Source organism: Jiangella aurantiaca (assembly GCF_004349105.1).
Taxonomy (GTDB): domain Bacteria; phylum Actinomycetota; class Actinomycetes; order Jiangellales; family Jiangellaceae; genus Jiangella; species Jiangella aurantiaca.
The window spans coordinates 1-17,557 of record NZ_SMLB01000077.1 but is presented as its reverse complement, the minus strand read 5'-3'; the positions used below and the strand labels follow the sequence as shown (position 1 = coordinate 17,557).

Sequence of the window (17,557 nt, the reverse complement as noted above, 5' to 3'; positions counted from 1 at the left end):
GGTGGGACGGGTCCGGCGTCACTTCAGGCCGGAGGTCTTGATGGACTCCACGATGCGGCGCTGGAAGATCGCGAACGCCAGCAGGGTCGGCACCGCCGCGACGGTGGCCGCGGCCAGCACATACTGCCAGTCGACCGCATGCTGGTCCTGGAAGCTCGCGATGCCCAGCTGGACGACCTGCAGGTCGGAGTCGGTCGTCGCCACCAGCGGCCACAGGAACGCGTTCCAGTTGGCCAGGAAGAACAGCACCGCCAGCGCAGCGAAGATCGACCGGCTCAGCGGCAGGATGATCGACCAGTAGATGCGCCAGTAGCCGCACCCGTCCAGGACGGCGGCCTCCTCCAGCTCGGCCGGGATGGCCAGGTAGAACTGCCGGAGCAGGAAGATGCCGAACGCGCTGAAGATGGCCGGCACGATCAGCCCGGCGTAGCTGTTGAGCAGCCCCAGCCGGTGCACCACCAGGAACAGCGGCACCAGCACGACGGGCGCGGTGACCAGCAGCGTCGAGAAGATCCCCAGGAAGATGGCGTCGCGGCCGGGGAACCGCAGCCGGGCCAGGGCGTAGGCGGCCATCGAGTGGAAGAACAGCGCCACGACCGTGACCGTCACCGACACCACGAAGCTGTTGAACAGATACCTGCCGAACGGCGCGGCGGTGAACACGTACTCGAAGTTGTCGGTGGTGGGTGCCGACGGGAGCAGGTCGGTGCTGAGCACCTCGTCGGCGCCCTTGAACGAGCTGGTCACCATCCACACCAACGGGAACACCGTCAGGATGGTGATGACGCCGACGACGACGAACAGCGTGGCCGACTTGCGCCGCCGCCACGACATGCGCCGGCCGGGCGCCGCCGGCGGACGGCCGCCGGGACGGGAGAGGACCGCGGTGTCACTGGGCATGGCTGAACCTGCCTCCCTTGGTGAGGGCGAACAGCAGCGCCGACCACGCCAGCAGGATCACGACGAGGAACGACGAGATCGCGGCGGCGTAGCCGAACTCGCCGTACACGAACGCCTGCTGGTACACGTAGTAGATGACCAGCGTGGTCGAGTTCGCCGGTCCGCCGCCGGTCAGCACCACCAGCAGGTCCAGGCCGCCAGTCATCACCGCGATGGTCGACGTCAGCAGGATGAAGAAGCTGGTCGGCTTCAGCAGCGGCCAGGTGATGTTGCGGAACGTCGTCCACGGGCCCGCGCCGTCGATGCTGGCCACCTCGTAGTACTCGCGCGGGATGTCCTGCAGGCCGGCCAGGAAGATCAGCATGTAGTAGCCCATGCTGAACCAGATCGTGATGACCATGACCGTGGGCAGCGCGAAGGCCGGATCACCCAGCCAGGACGGCGCGGTGAGCCCCACGCGGTCGAGCAGCCGGGCGATGAAGCCGACGTCGTCGGTCAGCAGGAACTGCCAGATCAGTGCCACGACGACGAGGCTGACGACGTTGGGCGCGAACAGCGCGGTGCGGAACAGTCCCACCAGGGGGAACCGGTGCCGCACCAGCAGCGCGAGGCCCAGCCCCGACAGGAACAGCCCCGGCACCAGCACCAGCAGGTACAGCAGCGTGCGGCCGAGGCTGGACAGGAAGTAGGGGTCGGCGAACATGCGCTCGAAGTTGGCGAACCCGACGAAGTCGTAGCCGCCGAACCCGTCGACGCGGAAGAACGCCAGCACGATGGAGAGCAGCATCGGGATCGCGACGAACACGGTCAGGCCGATGAGGTTGGGCGCCATGAACAGGTATGCGGCCCGTCGCTCCCTGCGGGCCCGCGCGGAGGCCGCGCTGTCCCTTCTGGGCTCGGCGACGCGGTGTGTACCGGAACGGGCGGCGGGCTCGACCGCGCTGGTCGTGGGTGTGCTCATGCCAGGTTCACCCCCTCGTAGGTGGTGAGGTAGGCGTCGATGGCCTGTGCCGCGGTGGCCGCCTGGTCCTCGGGGTCGCCACCGGCCAGCTGACAGGACTGGATGGCGTCGGACACCGCCTTGTAGATGACGGGTGGGTAGCGCGGCTCGCCCCGGCCGCTGGGGAAGATCTCGTCGCGGAACAGCCGCATGTGCTCGCTGTCGTAGCCGCCGGCCTGGCTGCCGTACTCCAGACTGGATCGGCGCGGCGAGATGTCGCGCTTGGCGTCGATGCACCAGTCGGCCACCCGGGCGACGCCGTCGTCGTCGGTCGAGCCCAGCGCCCAGGCGCAGAAGCGGGCCGCCTCGTCGGGGTTACGGCCCATGGCGTTCGCGGCGAACGCCCAGCCGCCCAGCACCGTCGCCGCCTCGCCGCCGTCGGGCACAGGCAGCGGGACGACCCCGTAGTCGAAGTCCGGCGCCCTGCGCTCGAAGTCCTGGATCGACCAGATGCCGGACTGCCAGATCGACGCGTACCCCTCGGAGAAGGAGGTGACGATGTCGTTGGACGCCGGCGGCACACGCGGGGCGAGGCCGAGCTCGATGGACTCCTTCCACAGCCGCAGCGCGCCGACGGCCCCGTCGGAGTCGAAGCCGCTGCGCCGGCCGCCGTCGGTGACCACCTCGCCGCCGCCCTGCCACATCCACGGGTACCAGACGAAGTTCTGGTAGTAGTCCTGCGCGGTCGGGAAGACCAGGCCGCCCTGGCCTGCGGCGATCAGCCGGTCGCTGACGGCGAGCAGGTCGTCCCAGGTGGCCGGCAGGTCGCCCTCGGAGAGACCGGCCTGCTCGAACGCCGGCCGGCTGTAGTAGAGCGCGAGTGGCTCGATCTCCATGGGCAGCGCGTAGACCTTGTCGCCGATCATGCGCGTCGCCATGTTGTCGGCGAAGAAGTCGTCCACCGCCTCCCGCGTCATGTGCGGGGTGAGCTCGGCCAGCACGTTCCCGTTGAGGTAGCGGGCGATGTCACCGGGACTGATGAGGAAGATGTCCGGGCCCTCACCCGCGGAGAACGCGGTGGCCAGCTTCTCGCTGCCGAGGACGGGCGCGTAGACCAGCTCGATCTGCTGCTCGTTCTCCGCGTTCCAGCGGTCGACGGTGTCGTGCATCCAGCCCGCGCGAGCCAGGAGGGCCGGGTCCTCGCTGGGCGCGGGCGCGTAGAAGTTCCAGAACTGCAGGGGTTCCGACGCCGACGCGGTACGGCCGCCGCACGCGCTCAACAGGCCGGGGAGGGCGACCGCCCCGGTCAGCGCGGCGGACAGGCCGAGGAACCGCCGCCGGGACGGCTGCTCGGTGGTGGATCCGGGCGGGAGCCCGGACGGGAGACCGGGTGGAGATGGCATGGCCGCTCCTCAGCAATCGATTGCTTGCTGTGACGGAGAGGTTAACCCTGTGCAACTGTGCGGTCAACACTCTGGACAGGATGAATGCCGAAATAGCAGGACATCGCTGGTTGGCGCCGCAGTCGCGGCGTTGACAGTGGGAGGGCCCTCGCCTAGCGTGTGGGCAATCGATTTCTGCCGTCAGCACGACACGATGGGAGTGGCGCCGTGGCACGTATCGGCCTGTTGACGATCTCCGACGGACGTGACTTCGTGCACCGCGACATCGCGGACTGGGCCCGCTCGTCGGAGGACGCGATCGCCGCGGCGCTGGAGGGCGCCGGGCACGAGGTGGTCCGGGCGCCCGAGCTGGTGTGGACCAACGAGCTGGCGTCGAGTCAGGCCCGGCTGGTCGCCGAGGCACGCCCCGACCTCACGATCTTCAACTACTCGGTGTGGGCGTTCCCGCACTTCTCCATGCTCGCCGCCGACGCGACGCCGGGTCCGCTGGTCCTGCTGTCGAACATCGACCCGGTGCAGCCCGGCATGGTCGGCATGCTGGCCGCGGGCGGCGCGCTGGACCAGATCGGCCGGGTCCACGGGCGGGTCTGGGGCGACGTCGCCGACCCGGCCACGCTGGAGCGGCTGCTGGTGCATGTCCGGGCGGCTCAGGCGGTCGGCGGGCTGCGAGGTAGCACGTTCGGCCGGTTCGGCGGCCGTCCGATGGGCATGTACACCGCCGTCGCCAACACCGACCAGTGGCTGGCGGCGTTCGGCGTCGACGTCGAGGAGATCGACCAGTGGGAGATCGTCCGCCGGTCGGAGCTGGTCTCGCCCACCAGGGCGAAGGAGGGCCGGGAGTGGCTGGAGAAGCACGCCAACGTCCACTACGACGGCAAGCAGCTCACGCCCGAGCTGCTGGAGCGGCAGATCCGCTCGTACCACGCGGTGCGCGAGCTGATCGACGAGTGGAACCTCGACTTCTCCGGCATCAAGGGCCAGCCGGAGCTGACCACGCACTTCACCACCATGGACATCACCGAGGCGTTCCTCAACGACCCGTACGACTGGGAGGGCCCGAAGCCGACCCACGTCACCGCGACGGAGTCGGACATGGACGCCGCGCTGACGATGCAGATCCTCAAGCTGATCTCGGGTGACCCGGTGCTCTTCGCCGACGTGCGGCACTACCACGCCGACCGCGACATCTGGGACCTCGCCAACTCCGGCCAGCACGCCACCTGGTACGCCGCCCGCAGCGACGACCCGGCGGAGAACCTGCGCCGCGTGCACCTGTACCCGGAGGTGTTCTTCTTCCCTGCCGGCGGCGCGTCCGTGCACCACGTGGCGGCGCCGGGCGACATGACGCTGGCCCGGCTCACCCGGCACAGCGGCCGCTACCGCATGCAGGTGGTGCGCGGGGCGTTCGAGGACTACGGCGACGAGGTCAACGAGCAGCTCGCGCGGCAGTCGACGTTCGAGTGGCCGCACGCGTTCACCCGCATGGACGTCCCGGCCGACGAGTTCCTGTCCCGGTTCGGCGCTAACCACATCCACGCGGTCCCCGGTGACTACGTGGCCGAGCTGGAGCAGGTCTGCCGGCTGCTGGACGTCGACTTCCAGCGACTGGGCGGGTAGATGGCCGAGTTCGTCCTCGGGATCGACATCGGGACGGCCAGCAGCAAGGCCGTCCTGGCGTCGACGGGCGGCGAGGTGGTCGCCGTCGAGGTGGTCGAGCACGACACCCAGCGGCCGCGGCCCGGCTGGGTCGAGCAGGACGCCGACGCCGTCTGGTGGTCCGACGTGTGCGAGCTGAGCCGGCGGCTGACCGGGCGGTTCCCGGCCTCGTCCGTGGCCGCCGTGTGCGTGAGCGGCATCGGCCCGACGGCACTGGTGGCCGACGGCGACGGGGTACCGCTGCGGCCGGCGATTCTCTACGGCGTCGACACCCGCGCCGTCGGGCAGGCCGCAGTGCTGTCGTCCCGGCTCGGCGAGGACGAGATCCTGGCGCGCTGCGGGTCGCGGCTGTCGTCGCAGTCGGCCGGGCCGAAGCTGGCGTGGATCCGCGAGAACGAGCCGGACGTGTGGGCGCGGACGCGGTACTTCTTCATGGCCAACGGCTACGTCGTCTATCGGCTGACCGGCGAGTACGTGCTCGACCACCACTCGGCGAACCAGGCCCAGCCGCTGTACGACCGGCACCGCGGCGAGTGGATCGCCGAGTGGGCCGATGTCGTCGCACCCGGGCTGGCGCTGCCGGAGCCGCGCTGGCCGACCGACGTCGCCGGTCAGGTGACGGCGGAGGCGGCGGCCGCGACAGGGCTGCGGGCCGGCACGCCGGTCGCCGTCGGGACCGTCGACGCCTGGGCCGAGGCAGAGAGCGTCGACGTGCGGCGGCCGGGCGACGTCATGGTCATGTACGGCTCGACGATGTTCTTCATCGCGGTGACGTCGTCGCCCGTGGTCCATCCACAGCTCTGGGGCACTGTCGGCCAGCACCCCGGCCTGCACACCCTGGCCGGGGGCATGGCCAGCTCCGGGTCGATCACCGGCTGGTTCCGCGACCTCACCGGCGGCCGGCCGTACGCGCAGCTGCTGGCGGCGGCTGCTTCGGTACCGGCCGGGTCCGACGGGCTGCTGGCGCTGCCGTACTTCGACGGCGAGCGGACCCCGTTCGCCGACCCCGACGCGCGCGGCGTGCTGGCCGGGCTGTCGCTCCGGCACGGCGCCGGCCACGTGTACCGCGCCCTGCTGGAGGCGACGGCGTTCGGTGTGCGGCACAACCTGGCGGAGTTCGCCGCCGCCGGAGTCGAGGCGAAGCGGGTGGTCGCGGTGGGCGGCGGGACCCAGGGCGACCTGTGGACCGGCATCGTCAGCAGCGCCGCCGGGGTCACCCAGGAGGTGCCCGCGGTGACGGTGGGTGCGGCGTACGGTGATGCGAAGTTCGCCGCGGTGGCGATCGGGGCGGCCGATCGCGACGCGGACTGGAACGGCGGCGGCGTCGCCATCGCGCCCGACCCCGCGGACGCCGCGGTGTATGACCGGCTGTTCCCGCTCTACCGCGAGCTGCACGAGCGGACGGCGGACGTGCAGCACGCGCTGGCCCGGGCGTGAGTGTCGGAGCCGGGCGCTAGCCTCGTCGGATGGTGGTGCACCACGACGACGACGTCCCCGACGAGATCGTCGAGCCGCTGCGTGAGATCTGCCTGAGCCTGCCTGACGCCTACGAGGAGCTGGCCTGGGTCGGCACACGGTGGCGGGTGCGCGGGCGCACATTCGCCCATGTGCTCACCGTCGATCCCGAGTACCACGCCGTGTACACCCGGGTCAGCGGCGCCGACCGGCCGGTGCCGCTGCTGACCTTCCGTGCCCCGCCGGACGAGCTGGACGCGCTCGTCGCCGGCGGTCCCCCGTACTTCCGCGGCAGCTGGGGCCGCGACGTCGTTGTACTGGTACTGCCCGACGAGATCGACTGGACCGAGATCGCCGAGCTGATGACCGAGAGCTACTGCGTCCTGGCGCCGAAGAAACTGGTGGCGCGGGTCCGTCCGCCCTCGTGAGGATGAGCGGCATGAGTGAGACCACCACGCCGCACGTTGCCATCGTCACCGGAGCCAACGCCGGCATCGGCGCCGCCACCGCGGTCGCCTTCGCCCGGCGCGGAGTGTCGGTGCTGGTGGCCTTCTTCCGGCCGGGCGACGCCGAGGGCCAGGAGGAGGCGTACAACCGGGCCCGGCGCGGCGACGCCACCGACGTCGTCGCCGCAGTCGAGGCCGCCGGAGCTCGCGCGCACGCCGTCGAGGCCGACCTCACCGACCCGGCCGCGCCCGCCCGGCTGTTCGATCTCGCCGAGCGGCACCTCGGGCCGGTCGACATCCTGGTCAACAACGCCAGCGGCTGGATCCAGGACACCTTCACGCCCGTCTCCACCGACCGGTTCGGCCGGCCGATGACGCAGGTCACCGAGCGGACGTTCCGCCAGCAGTTCGGCGTCGACGCCATGGCGCCGGCGCTGCTCATCGCCGAGTTCGCCCGCCGCCACGTCGCGCGCGGCGGCACCTGGGGCCGTATCGTCGGCCTCACGTCGGGCGGCCAGCACGGCTTCCCCGAGGAGGTGTCCTACGGCGCGGCCAAGGCGGCCCAGGAGAACTACACCATGTCCGCGTCGGTCGAGCTGGCGCCGTACGGCGTCACGGCCAACATCGTCTACCCGCCGGTCACCGACACCGGCTGGGTCACCGACGACGTCCGCGCCGCCGTCGACGCCAGCCGCGACCTCGTCCATGTTGCCACGCCCGAGGAGGTGGCCGAGGTCATCGCATGGGTCGTGTCCGAGGAGGCGCGGTTGCTGACCGGCAGTGTCGTGCGGCTGCGCTGATCAGCTCTCCGCGCGGCCGGTGCGCCAGTAGCCCATGAACGAGACGGCGCCCTTGTCGATGCCGCGCTCGCGGACCAGATGCCGGCGGATGGTCTTGACCGCGCCGGCCTCGCCCGCGATCCAGGCGTAGGCGCTGGTGGCGGCCGCGGCGACCTCCCAGAGCACCTCGAGGTCGATGTCGACGGTGTCGACGGCGCTCGCGTCGAGTGCGGCGGCCCGGGCGCCGCGGCCGAACTCGGCCGCGCAGACCGCGTCGACCAGGAGCTCGCCGTTGGGCGCGACGGTGCCGTCCGGGCGGCGCCGGGACAGCCAGGTGATCTCGGCCTGGTCGGGCGCGAGCAGCTGCAGCGCGTCGCCGACGTCGGGGACCTCGAGGAACACCTGGATCCGGGCGCCGGGGTCGATCGTGCCGCGCAGCCGCTCGAGGATGCCGCACACCGCCGGGACCGCCGTCTCGTCGCCTGCGATCAGCACGTCGCGGACGTCGACCGGCGGGCTCCACTCGTGGCCCTGGCAGTCGGCGCCGTACAGGCGGTTCGGGCCGATCAGCGCCACCTCCTCGCCGACCCTCGCGCGGACCGCCCAGGCCGAGGCGGGACCGGCGTCGCCGTGCAGGGCGAAGTCGACGTCGACCTCGCGCTGCGCCGGCCGGACGGCGCGGATCGTGTAGGTGCGCAGGGTGCCGCGCACCTCCGGGTCCATGGCCCGATACTGCGCGAACCAGTCGCCGGACGTCCCGTCGGGCAATGCCTGGCCCACTCGCGGCAGGTAGAGCTTGATGCGCTGGTCGGGGCCGTCGTGACCGAACTCGTCGAGGTCGCCACCGGTGAAGGTGATGCGCAGGAAGCAGGGCGTGAGCTGCTGGACGCGAGCGACGGTCACCCGGAACGGGCGCCAGGCAGGCACGTCGGCGGTGTGCCGGACGGCACGCTCGGTGGTGGCGGTGGTCATCGAGTCCCCGTCTGAAGGTTGCTTCGCCTTACTTAGGCGAGCCTAACCGATGGGTTCCTTGATCGCACGCCCGGATGTACGAACGCCTCGGCTTCCGCGTCGGCCGGTCCTTCGCCACTCGCGCCGCCGTCCGCTGACCCCGTCGCCGCGAAGCCGAGGTTGATCTTGGAGTAATCGCGGAATCAATGGGGCGAATCGGACCGCAATTCGCCGATTACTCCAAGATCAACTTTGGGAGGCGGGGCGGTAGTCAGAGGGCGGCGATCGTCCAGGTGGTCTCGTGCGTCTGACCCGGCTCGAGGACGATCAGGTCGGTGCCGGAGTTGAACGCGTCGGGCGGGCAGGTCATCGGCTCGACCGCGAGGCCGGCGCGGTGGCCGGACTCGCCGGGCCGGTCGGCGGTGTGGATCTGCACCCAGGGGCACTCGGCGGCCACCCACGAGCACACCACGCCGCTACCGTCAGCGGCCCGGACGAGTACCCGCGCGACGCCCTCAACGTCGGCGGCCAGCCCGGTGAAGGCGTGGTCGATGAAGATGTCGCCCAGCACCCGGGGCGTACGGAAGTCGAACCCGGCCGACTCGACCTTCTCGACGGCGAGCGGGAGCAGCCGGTCCGGCGTGACCGCGAGGTACTCGGCGGCGGGCAGCTCCAGCGACCAGTCGTCCACGCGCCCCTCGCCGGCCACCAGGTACGGGTGCGGCGCGGTGCCGTAGGGCGCCGGCCCGTCGCCGGTGTTGGTGGCGGTGACGGTCCAGTGCAGGCCGGCGTCGTCCAAGGCGTAGTGCACGCGCAGGTCCAGCGGGTGGGGGTAGCCGGTGAACGGCACCAGCCGGTGCACGAGCGACACCTCGGCGTCAGACTGGGACTCGACGTCCCAGCGGACCCAGGTGACCAGGCCATGCAGCGCGTTGCCGCGAGCAGGCTCGGTGAGCGGAAGCTGCCGCTGCTCACCGTCGAACGTGTAGGTGCCGTCCTCGATGCGGTTAGGCCACGGCGCCAGCACCGCGCCGCGGTGGTTGGGCCGGATCTCGTCGGCGCCGAAGCCGACCACCAGCGGCCGGTCGCCGTGGCGCAGCTCGCGCAGGGTGGCGCCTACCGCGGCGACGACGGCGGTGTAGGGGCCGTGCCGCAGTTCGACCTGGATCCCGCTGGGGCTCACTGGGTGCTCTCCTCGATGCCTGCGCCCGCGGCCGGGCGGACGGTGAAGACGGATGGTGGCGCGTAACCGTGCTGGTCGAACGCGGCCCGGACGGCGTCGCCGACGCGGGCCTCGTCGGCCGCGGCGGTCAGCGCGATGACGGAGCCGCCGAAGCCGCCGCCGGTCATCCTCGCACCCAGCGCGCCGGCGGTGAGTGCCGCCTCCACCGCGACATCGACCTCGGCCACGGTGATCTCGTAGTCGTCGCGCATCGAGGTGTGCGACGCGGTGAGCAGCGGCCCGATCTCGCCCGGTCGCCCGGCCCGCAGCAGCGCGACGGTGTCGAGTACCCGCGCGTTCTCGGTGAGCACGTGCCGCACCCGCCGCACCATGACGTCGTCCTCGAGCTGAGCCAGGACGTCCTTGACCAGTTCGTCCTGCACCTCGCGCAGCGTCTTGACGCCCAGCAGCGCGGCCGCCGCCTCGCAGGTGGCCCGGCGGGCGCCGTATCCGCCGCCGGTGTGCTCGTGGTGCACGCGGGTGTCGACGACGACCAGGCTCAGCCCGGCGCCGGCGAGGTCGCACGGCACCGGCTCGGCCGTCATGGCCCGCGCGTCGAACAGGATCACGTGACCGTCCTGCCCGTACAGCGACGCCATCTGGTCCATCGCCCCGGTGGGCGCGCCGACGTAGTGGTTCTCGGCCCGCTGCACCAGCAGCGCCAGCGTCGTGCGGTCCAAGCCCAGCCCGTGCAGGTCGTTCAGCGTGACGGCGACGGCGCACTCGAGCGCGTGCGACGACGACAGCCCGGCGCCGGACGGCACGGTGCTGTCGACCCGCACGTCGGCGCCCGGCACGTCGTGCCCGGCGTCGCGCAGCGCCCAGAAGACGCCGGCCACATACGCGGCCCAGCCGGTGACGTCGCCGGGGGAGCTGTCGACGGCGAACCGGGCCGGCTCGGTGCCCGGCGCGGTGGACTCCGCCGCGACCACGCCGTCGTCGCGGGCCCGGACGCGCGCCGTCGTCCGGGCCGGGATGGCCAACGGCAACGCGAAGCCGCCGTTGTAGTCGGTGTGCTCGCCGATGAGGTTGACCCGGCCGGGCGCGGAGCCCGTCCGCTCGCTCACCGCTGCATGAACGTCCACGCGTCCTCCACGATCGTGTCCAGGCCGTGCTTCGGCCGCCAGCCGAGGTCGGCCGCGATGCGCTCGGCCGACGCGACCAGCACGGGCGGGTCGCCGGCCCGCCGCTCCTTGTCATTGGTGGGCACCGGGTGCCCGGTGACCCGCCGCGCGGCCTCGACGACCTCGCGGACGGAGTACCCGGTGCCCGAGCCCAGGTTGTAGACGCGGTGCTGTCCCGCCGCCTCGGCGGTGCCCGTCCAGTCCAGCGCCAGCAAGTGCGCCCGGCCGAGGTCCTCGACGTGCAGGTAGTCGCGGACGGCGGTGCCGTCGGGCGTCGGGTAGTCGGTGCCGAACACGTCGACGGCGTCGCGCCGCCCGGCCGGGACCATCAGCACGTTCGGGATGAGGTGCGTCTCGGGGTCGTGCCGCTCGCCGTACCGGCCCAGCGCCCCGCCGACGTTGAAGTAGCGCAGGCTGACCGCGGCCAGGTCGTGCGCTCGCGCCTCACCGGCCAGCGCGTGGTCGACGGCGAGCTTGCTCTGGCCGTAGGGGTTGATCGGCACCGCCGGGGTGTCCTCGGTGATCGGGCTGACCTCGGGCTGGCCGTACGTGGCCGCCGTCGACGAGAACACCAGCCGCCGCACGCCCGCCGCCCGCATCGCGTCGAGCAACCGGAGCGTGCCGCCGACGTTGTTCCACCAGTACAGCTCCGGCTCCGCGACCGACTGGCCGACCAGCGACCGGGCGGCGAAGTGCAGGACGGCGTCGAAGCTGGAATCGATGGCGTCGGCAGCTTCTTCTATGCCCGCGCGCACGAACCGCGCGCCGTCGGGCACCGCGTCCTCGTGACCGGTGAGCAGGCTGTCCAGCACCACCACCTCGTGGCCGGCCGCCAGCAGCTGCGACCCCACCACCGAACCGATGTACCCGGCGCCGCCGGTGACCAGCAGCTTCATCGAACCTCCACCTCTCGCAGCCGGGCCGCGACGTCCTCGGGCAGCACGTCGGTGATGAACGCGCCCATGCCCGACTCCGAGCCGGCCAGGTACTTCAGCTTGTCCCTGGCCCGCTTGATCGAGAACACCTGCAGATGCAGGTAGGCGAGGTCGCGATCGGCCCGCACCGGCGCCTGGTGCCAGGCGGCGATGTAGGGGAGCGGCGCGTCGTAGAGCGCGTCGAGCCGGCGCAGCACGTCGAGGTAGAGCGTGACGAACTCGTCGCGCTCGGTGTCGTCGAGGTCACCGATCTCGGCCAGCTTCCGGTGCGGGTACAGGTGCACCTCGACCGGCCAGCGTGCGGCGGCCGGCACGAACGCCGTCCAGTGCTCGGTCCGCCCGACGACGCGGACGCCAGCCGCCCGCTCCTCGGCCAGCACGTCGGCGAACAGGTTGCCGCCGGTGCGGTCGCGGTGCTCGCGCGCGGACTGCAGCATGCGGGCGGTGCGCGGCGTGACGTACGGGTAGGCGTAGATCTGCCCGTGCGGATGCGACAGCGTGACACCGATCTCCTGGCCGCGGTTCTCGAAGCAGAACACCTGCTCCACGCCGGGGACGGCGGACAGCTCTGTGGTGCGGTCGGCCCACGCCTCCACCACGAGCCGGGCCTGGTCGGGCTCGAGGGTGGCGAACGAGGCGTTGTGGTCGCTGCTGAAGACCAGGACCTCGCAACGGCCGATGCCGGGCCGGATCGGAACCAGCTCGGTGCCGGTCTCGGTCGTGGTCGCGTGCGTGGACAGGCTGGGGAAGCGGTTCTCGAACGCGACGACGTCGTACTCGCTGGACGGGATCTCCGTCGGCCGCTCCGGCGTCGAGGCGCACAACGGGCACAGGTCCTTGGGGGGCAGGAACGTGCGGGTCTGCCGGTGCCCGGCCATCGCCACCCACTCGGCCAGCACGGGGTCGTAGCGCAGCTGCGACGTGGTGCTCACCGGCGGCAGGTCGCGCGGGTCGTCCAGCCGGTGCGCGGCGTCGTCGCGCCGATCGAAGTAGATGATCTCACGGCCGTCGGCCAGTCGCGCCGTCGTGCGTTTCATGCCGATCCGTTCTCTGGTGTGGCCAGGATCAGGTCGCCGACCTGGTCGGCGAGGATGTCGCGGGCGTCGGCGGGCAGGCCGTCGTCGGTGACCAGCACGTCGGCCTCGTCGAGTTTCGCGATGGTGCTGATGCCGACCATGCCCCATTTCGTGTGGTCGGCGACGACGACCAGCCGGCGGCCGGCCGCGACCAGTGCGCGGTCGGTCTCGGCCTCCAGCAGGTTCGGCGTGGTGAACCCGGCGCCGGCGTCGATGCCGTGCACGCCCAGGAACACGACGTCGAGGTGCAGCTGATGCAGCGACGAGACCGCGACCGGCCCGACCAGCGCGTCGGACGGCGTGCGCACTCCGCCGGTGAGGACGACGTCGAGGTCGGTGCGGTCGTCGTCGTACAGCTCGTCGGCGATACGGATCGAGTTGGTGACGACGGTGAGCCGCGGGATCGCGCGCAGCCGCCGGGCGAGCGTCCACGTCGTGGTGCCGGCGGACAGCCCGACGGCGGAGCCGGGATCGACGAGCGCGGCGGCGGACCGGGCGATGGCCTCCTTCTCGGCCTGCTGGCGCAGCTGTTTCGTGCGGAAGCCGGGCTCCTCGGTACTGGGGGAGCGCTTCGACGTGGCACCGCCGTGCACCTTGTCGAGCGCGCCGCGGGCGACCAGCGCGTCGAGGTCGCGGCGGATCGTCATCTCCGAGACACCGAACCGGCCGGCCAGCTCGCCCACCGTGGCGGCGCCGCGACGCTGGACCTCGTCCAGGATGAGCGCCTGCCGTTCGGCCGCCAGCATCGAAACCCGTGCCCTTCTGTGCGAACCTGTGCGATCGTGTGCTTTCACGATAACAGGTCCCCGTCCCGACGCGATGGGCTCGGCGTCGGGTGCCGTGCGGCGTCCACGTGGTGAGATCTCACCGCGATCCCGGGCACGTCACCACGTTTTCTGGAGCATCACCACGCCTGCAATCGTGATGAGGCTCCAGAAATCCTGGTGATGTGCGGCCGTACGCTGACGAGCGGGACGTGCAGCGGGCGCTGGCGGTGCTCGGTGGGGCTGGACTGGTCCGCCGCGACGACGCAGGGCTGAGCGCCGACCTCGAGCCGATCCGCTCGGCGGCCGCTGCCGCGGTCGCGGCGACCCCGGTCGGCCGCGTGGCGGCGGAGTTCCCGCGGCTGGACGGCTGCCTGAAGAACGGCCGCATCGCCACCATCCCGGCCGACGACGCCCTCAAGGCCGAGCTCGGCCGGCTGGTGATGGCCGCGCTGCCACGCCGCGACGCCTACACCGAGCGCGAGCTCACCGCCGCCCTCGGCGAGCTGGGCGACGAGCCGGTCGCGCTGCGCCGCCTGCTGGTCGACCTGCGCCTGTTCGGGCGCGACCGCGACGGGTCGCGCTACTGGCTCGCCTGACCCGCCGCTACCCGCCTCACCCGGTCGAGGCGAGCACCCCATCGACGACGGCGCGGGCCTCGTCCTGGATGCGGGCGAGGTGGTCCGGGCCCTGGAAGCTCTCGGCGTAGATCTTGTACACGTCCTCGGTGCCGGACGGGCGCGCCGCGAACCAGCCGGACTTCGTCACCACCTTCAGTCCGCCGATCGGCGCGTCGTTGCCCGGCGCCTGGGTGAGCTTCGCGGTGATCGCCTCGCCGGCCAGCTCGGTCGCCGTCACCTGGTCCGGCGACAGTGCACCGAGCGCCTTCTTCTGTTCCCGGGAGGCCGGCGCGTCGACCCGCGCGTACACGGGGTCGCCGAACTCCGCCGTCAGCCGGCGGTAGTGCTCGCTCGGCGTCGACCCGGTCACCGCGATGATCTCCGCGGCCAGCAGGCAGGCGATGATGCCGTCCTTGTCGGTGGTCCAGACCCGGCCGTCGCGGCGCAGGAACGATGCGCCCGCCGACTCCTCGCCGCCGAAGCCGACGGAGGATTCGACCAGGCCCGGCACGAACCACTTGAACCCGACCGGCACCTCCAGCAGCGGCCGGCCCAGCGACGCCGCGACGCGGTCGATCATCGACGAGCTGACCAGGGTCTTGCCGACGGCGGCGGTGCCCGGCCAGTCGGCACGGTGCCGGTAGAGGTAGTCGATGGCGACGGCGAGGTAGTGGTTCGGATTCAGCAGCCCGCCGTCGGGGGTGACGATGCCGTGCCGGTCGGCGTCGGCGTCGTTGCCGGTCGCGACGGCGAACTCGGCGCCGTCGGCCAGCCGCGAGATCAGCGACGCCATGGCGTACGGCGACGAGCAGTCCATGCGGATCTTGCCGTCCCAGTCCAGCGTCATGAACCGCCACGTCGGGTCGACCAGCGGGTTGACGACGGTGAGGTCGAGGCCGTGCCGCTCGGCGATGGCCGCCCAGTAGTCCACCGACGCGCCACCGAGCGGGTCGGCACCAATGCGCACCCCTGCGTCCCTGATCGCGCCGACGTCGATGACCGACGGAAGGTCGTCGACGTACGCGCCGAGGAAGTCGTAGGTGGCGGTGGTGTCCGCGGCCCGCGCCGACGCGAGGTGCATGCGGCGCACGCCGTGCAGCCCGTGCTCCAGATACCGGTTGGCGGCGTCCTGGATGGCGCCGGTGATCTCCGAGCCGGCCGGGCCGCCGTCCGGCGGGTTGTACTTGAAGCCTCCGTCCCAGGGCGGGTTGTGCGACGGGGTGACGACCACGCCGTCGGCCCGGCGCGCCCCCGGCACGGAGTTGTAGGTGAGGATCGCGTGCGACACCGCCGGCGTCGGGGTGTACCGGTCGGCGGTGTCGACCAGCAGCGTCACATCGTTGGCGGCGAACACCTCGACGGCCGTCGCCCAGGCCGGCTCGGACAGCGCGTGGGTGTCCTTGCCGAGGAACAGCGGCCCGTCGATGCCGTTCGCGGCCCGGTAGTCGCAGATCGCCTGCGAGGTGGCGGCGATGTGGTCGTCGTTGAAGGCCGCGGCCAGCGACGAGCCGCGGTGCCCGGACGTGCCGAAGGCGACCCGTTGGCCGGGGTCGGCGGGATCGGGGTGCGTGGTGTAGTACGCCCGGACCAGCTGGGCGACGTCGACGAGGTCCTCGGGGGTGGCGGGCTGACCCGCGCGGGGGTGGTTCGTCACCGTGTCATCCTCTCTCGGCTCGGGTACGTGTGCACCCGTGGCATCGCCCTACAATTCGCGGATGAACGACAGCACACCGGGCCGACATAGCGTGCAGGGGTCCCTCCGGTGAACCAGGGCACCCTGCTGAATCTCGGCCTCGTCCTGCTCTTCATCCTGATCGGGGGCGTCTTCGCCGCGACGGAGCTCGCCCTGGTGTCGCTGCGCGAGAGCCAGCTGGGTCAGCTGGTCCAGCAGGGCCGCCGCGGCGAGCGGGTCTCGGAGCTGGCCCGCAACCCGAACCGGTTCCTGTCCGCCGTGCAGATCGGCGTCACCGTCGCCGGCTTCTTCTCCGCGGCCTACGGCGCCTCCACTCTCGCGCCCGACCTCTCCCCGGTCCTGCAGGATTGGGGGCTTCCCGGCGGCGCCGCCGACACCGTCGCGTTCATCGTGCTCACGCTGTTCATCGCCTATCTCTCACTGGTGTTGGGTGAGCTCGTACCCAAACGGCTCGCGCTGCAGCGGGCGGCCGGCGTCTCGATGGCCGTCGCGCCGACGCTGGACCGCTTCGCGACGCTGATGCGCCCGGTCATCTGGTTCCTCTCCAGGTCGACCGACGTCGTCGTCCGGATGCTCGGCGGCGACCCCGCGGCGCAGCGCGAGGAGATGAGCGAGGACGAGCTGCGCGAGCTCGTTTCCGGCCACGAGGGCCTCAGCGAGGAGGAGCGGCGCATCGTGGGCGACGTGCTCGACGTCGGCGACCGCCAAGTCCGGGAGGTCATGCGGCCACGCACCGAGGTCGACTTCCTCGACGCCGACCTGCCCGTGTTCAAGGCGGTCAAGCTGGCGTCGACGATGCCGCACTCGCGGTACCCGGTGGTCGGCACGTCGACCGACGACGTCGTCGGGTTCGTGCACGTACGCGACCTGTTCGACCCGGAGATGTCCGGGCGCAGCATCCGGGTCGGCGAGCTGGTCCGCGACGTGCTCGTGCTCCCCGGCACCAAGCGGGTGCTGCCGGCGATGACGGAGATGCGCCGGCAGGGCTCGCATCTGGCCGTCGTCGCCGACGAATACGGCGGCACCGCCGGCATCGTCACGCTCGAGGACCTGGTCGAGGAGCTGGTCGGCGAGATCCGCGACGAGTACGACACCGACGAGCTGCCCGTGGCCGCCGCGGCGGGCGGCGTCGTCGACGTCGACGGCATGCTCAACATCGGCGATTTCGCCGAGCGTACCGGCGTCGAGCTGCCCGACGGACCGTACGAGACGGCGGCCGGCTTCGTGGTCGCCCGGCTCGGGCGGCTGCCGTCGCTAGGCGACGTCGTCGAGTACGACGGCGTGTGCATCGAGGTGGTCGCGCTGGACGGACGGCGTGCCTCGCGGCTGCGCGTCCACCCGCGGCCGGAGCCGCCGGCGCCCGAGATCGTCCCGCCGGTGACGGGGTGACCCGTCACCAGTCGTGCACGGTGCCGTCGGCGAGGCGGTTGTAGGGCAGGTAAGCCTGGACGTAGGGGTACTTCCCAGCCTCGTCGACGTCGAGGGTGACGCCGAGGCCGGGCTGGTCGCCGGGGTGGAGGAAGCCGTCGGTCCAGGTGAAGGTCTGCTGGAAGACCTGGTCGGTCTTCGCGCCGTGCTTCATGTACTCCTGGA

16 protein-coding genes and 1 pseudogene are annotated in these 17,557 nt (G+C 71.9%); 6 read left to right on the top strand and 11 right to left on the bottom strand.

From position 1 onward, the window contains the following. Positions 1–18: 18 nt before the first annotated feature. The 3 genes from E1262_RS29260 to E1262_RS29250 are packed head-to-tail and all read right to left on the bottom strand — an operon-like array spanning position 19 to position 3,243. Positions 19–900: a carbohydrate ABC transporter permease gene (locus E1262_RS29260; RefSeq protein ID WP_132107868.1), complete on the bottom strand. Its 882-nt coding sequence runs from the start codon at positions 898–900 to the stop codon at positions 19–21. Continuing rightward, a complete protein-coding gene (locus tag E1262_RS29255) occupies positions 890–1,861 on the bottom strand; it encodes a carbohydrate ABC transporter permease (RefSeq protein ID WP_132107867.1) in 972 nt (323 codons plus the stop codon). The genes E1262_RS29260 and E1262_RS29255 overlap by 11 nt, the downstream gene beginning before the upstream one ends. Then, positions 1,858–3,243 carry an ABC transporter substrate-binding protein gene (locus E1262_RS29250; RefSeq protein ID WP_132107866.1) on the bottom strand — a complete coding sequence of 462 codons (1,386 nt, stop codon included), beginning with the start codon at positions 3,241–3,243 and terminating at the stop codon, positions 1,858–1,860. Before E1262_RS29250 ends, E1262_RS29255 begins: the two co-directional genes overlap by 4 nt. Positions 3,244–3,450: 207 nt before the next feature. Between E1262_RS29250 and E1262_RS29245 the strand changes: the two genes are divergently transcribed. From E1262_RS29245 to E1262_RS29230, 4 genes are read left to right on the top strand one after another with little or no spacing between them, the layout of a single operon-like run. Continuing rightward, complete coding sequence (locus E1262_RS29245) at positions 3,451–4,860, top strand: L-fucose/L-arabinose isomerase family protein (RefSeq protein WP_132107865.1); 1,410 nt, start codon at positions 3,451–3,453, stop codon at positions 4,858–4,860. Continuing rightward, positions 4,861–6,336: an FGGY-family carbohydrate kinase gene (locus E1262_RS29240; protein WP_132107864.1), complete on the top strand. Its 1,476-nt coding sequence runs from the start codon at positions 4,861–4,863 to the stop codon at positions 6,334–6,336. A 29-nt stretch (positions 6,337–6,365) separates the two neighbouring features. Beyond that, positions 6,366–6,782 carry an MmcQ/YjbR family DNA-binding protein gene (locus E1262_RS29235; protein ID WP_132107863.1) on the top strand — a complete coding sequence of 139 codons (417 nt, stop codon included), beginning with the start codon at positions 6,366–6,368 and terminating at the stop codon, positions 6,780–6,782. Between the two features lie 11 nt (positions 6,783–6,793). Next, positions 6,794–7,600: an SDR family NAD(P)-dependent oxidoreductase gene (locus E1262_RS29230; RefSeq protein ID WP_132107862.1), complete on the top strand. Its 807-nt coding sequence runs from the start codon at positions 6,794–6,796 to the stop codon at positions 7,598–7,600. Here the strand turns inward: E1262_RS29230 and E1262_RS29225 are convergent, their stop codons facing one another. The 6 genes from E1262_RS29225 to E1262_RS29200 form a co-directional block, all read right to left on the bottom strand. Then, positions 7,601–8,551 (bottom strand): siderophore-interacting protein, encoded by a 951-nt coding sequence (locus E1262_RS29225; protein WP_132107861.1) that lies wholly within the window; start codon positions 8,549–8,551, stop codon positions 7,601–7,603. It abuts the gene before it with no gap. Between the two features lie 250 nt (positions 8,552–8,801). Further along, positions 8,802–9,713, bottom strand: coding sequence for an aldose 1-epimerase family protein (locus E1262_RS29220; protein ID WP_132107860.1), 912 nt, complete (start codon positions 9,711–9,713; stop codon positions 8,802–8,804). Continuing rightward, positions 9,710–10,837: a galactokinase gene (gene galK / locus E1262_RS29215; protein WP_132107859.1), complete on the bottom strand. Its 1,128-nt coding sequence runs from the start codon at positions 10,835–10,837 to the stop codon at positions 9,710–9,712. The genes E1262_RS29220 and galK overlap by 4 nt, the downstream gene beginning before the upstream one ends. Beyond that, complete coding sequence (galE, locus tag E1262_RS29210; RefSeq protein WP_132107858.1) at positions 10,816–11,772, bottom strand: UDP-glucose 4-epimerase GalE; 957 nt, start codon at positions 11,770–11,772, stop codon at positions 10,816–10,818. Before galE ends, galK begins: the two co-directional genes overlap by 22 nt. Continuing rightward, positions 11,769–12,848, bottom strand: coding sequence for a galactose-1-phosphate uridylyltransferase (galT, locus tag E1262_RS29205; protein WP_132107857.1), 1,080 nt, complete (start codon positions 12,846–12,848; stop codon positions 11,769–11,771). Before galT ends, galE begins: the two co-directional genes overlap by 4 nt. Next, the gene (locus tag E1262_RS29200) at positions 12,845–13,633 is read right to left on the bottom strand and encodes a DeoR/GlpR family DNA-binding transcription regulator (protein ID WP_132107856.1); all 789 of its coding nucleotides are present in this window, start codon (positions 13,631–13,633) and stop codon (positions 12,845–12,847) included. The genes galT and E1262_RS29200 overlap by 4 nt, the downstream gene beginning before the upstream one ends. Before the next feature lie 203 nt (positions 13,634–13,836). On the opposite strand from E1262_RS29200, the gene E1262_RS31165 reads away from it, so the two are divergent. Then, positions 13,837–14,250 (top strand): DUF2087 domain-containing protein, encoded by a 414-nt coding sequence (locus E1262_RS31165; protein WP_203454693.1) that lies wholly within the window; start codon positions 13,837–13,839, stop codon positions 14,248–14,250. Between the two features lie 16 nt (positions 14,251–14,266). On the opposite strand, the gene pgm is transcribed toward E1262_RS31165, so the two are convergent. Further along, on the bottom strand, positions 14,267–15,925 hold the full coding sequence (gene pgm, locus E1262_RS29190) for a phosphoglucomutase (alpha-D-glucose-1,6-bisphosphate-dependent) (RefSeq protein ID WP_132107855.1): 1,659 nt from the start codon (positions 15,923–15,925) through the stop codon (positions 14,267–14,269). 108 nt (positions 15,926–16,033) lie between these two features. On the opposite strand from pgm, the gene E1262_RS29185 reads away from it, so the two are divergent. Next, positions 16,034–17,353, top strand: a complete 1,320-nt coding sequence (locus tag E1262_RS29185) for a hemolysin family protein (RefSeq protein WP_132107854.1) — start codon at positions 16,034–16,036, stop codon at positions 17,351–17,353. Positions 17,354–17,357: 4 nt separating this feature from the next. Here E1262_RS29185 and E1262_RS29180 read toward each other — a convergent pair. Beyond that, positions 17,358–17,557, bottom strand: a pseudogene (locus E1262_RS29180) (bifunctional D-altronate/D-mannonate dehydratase); the annotation flags it as partial.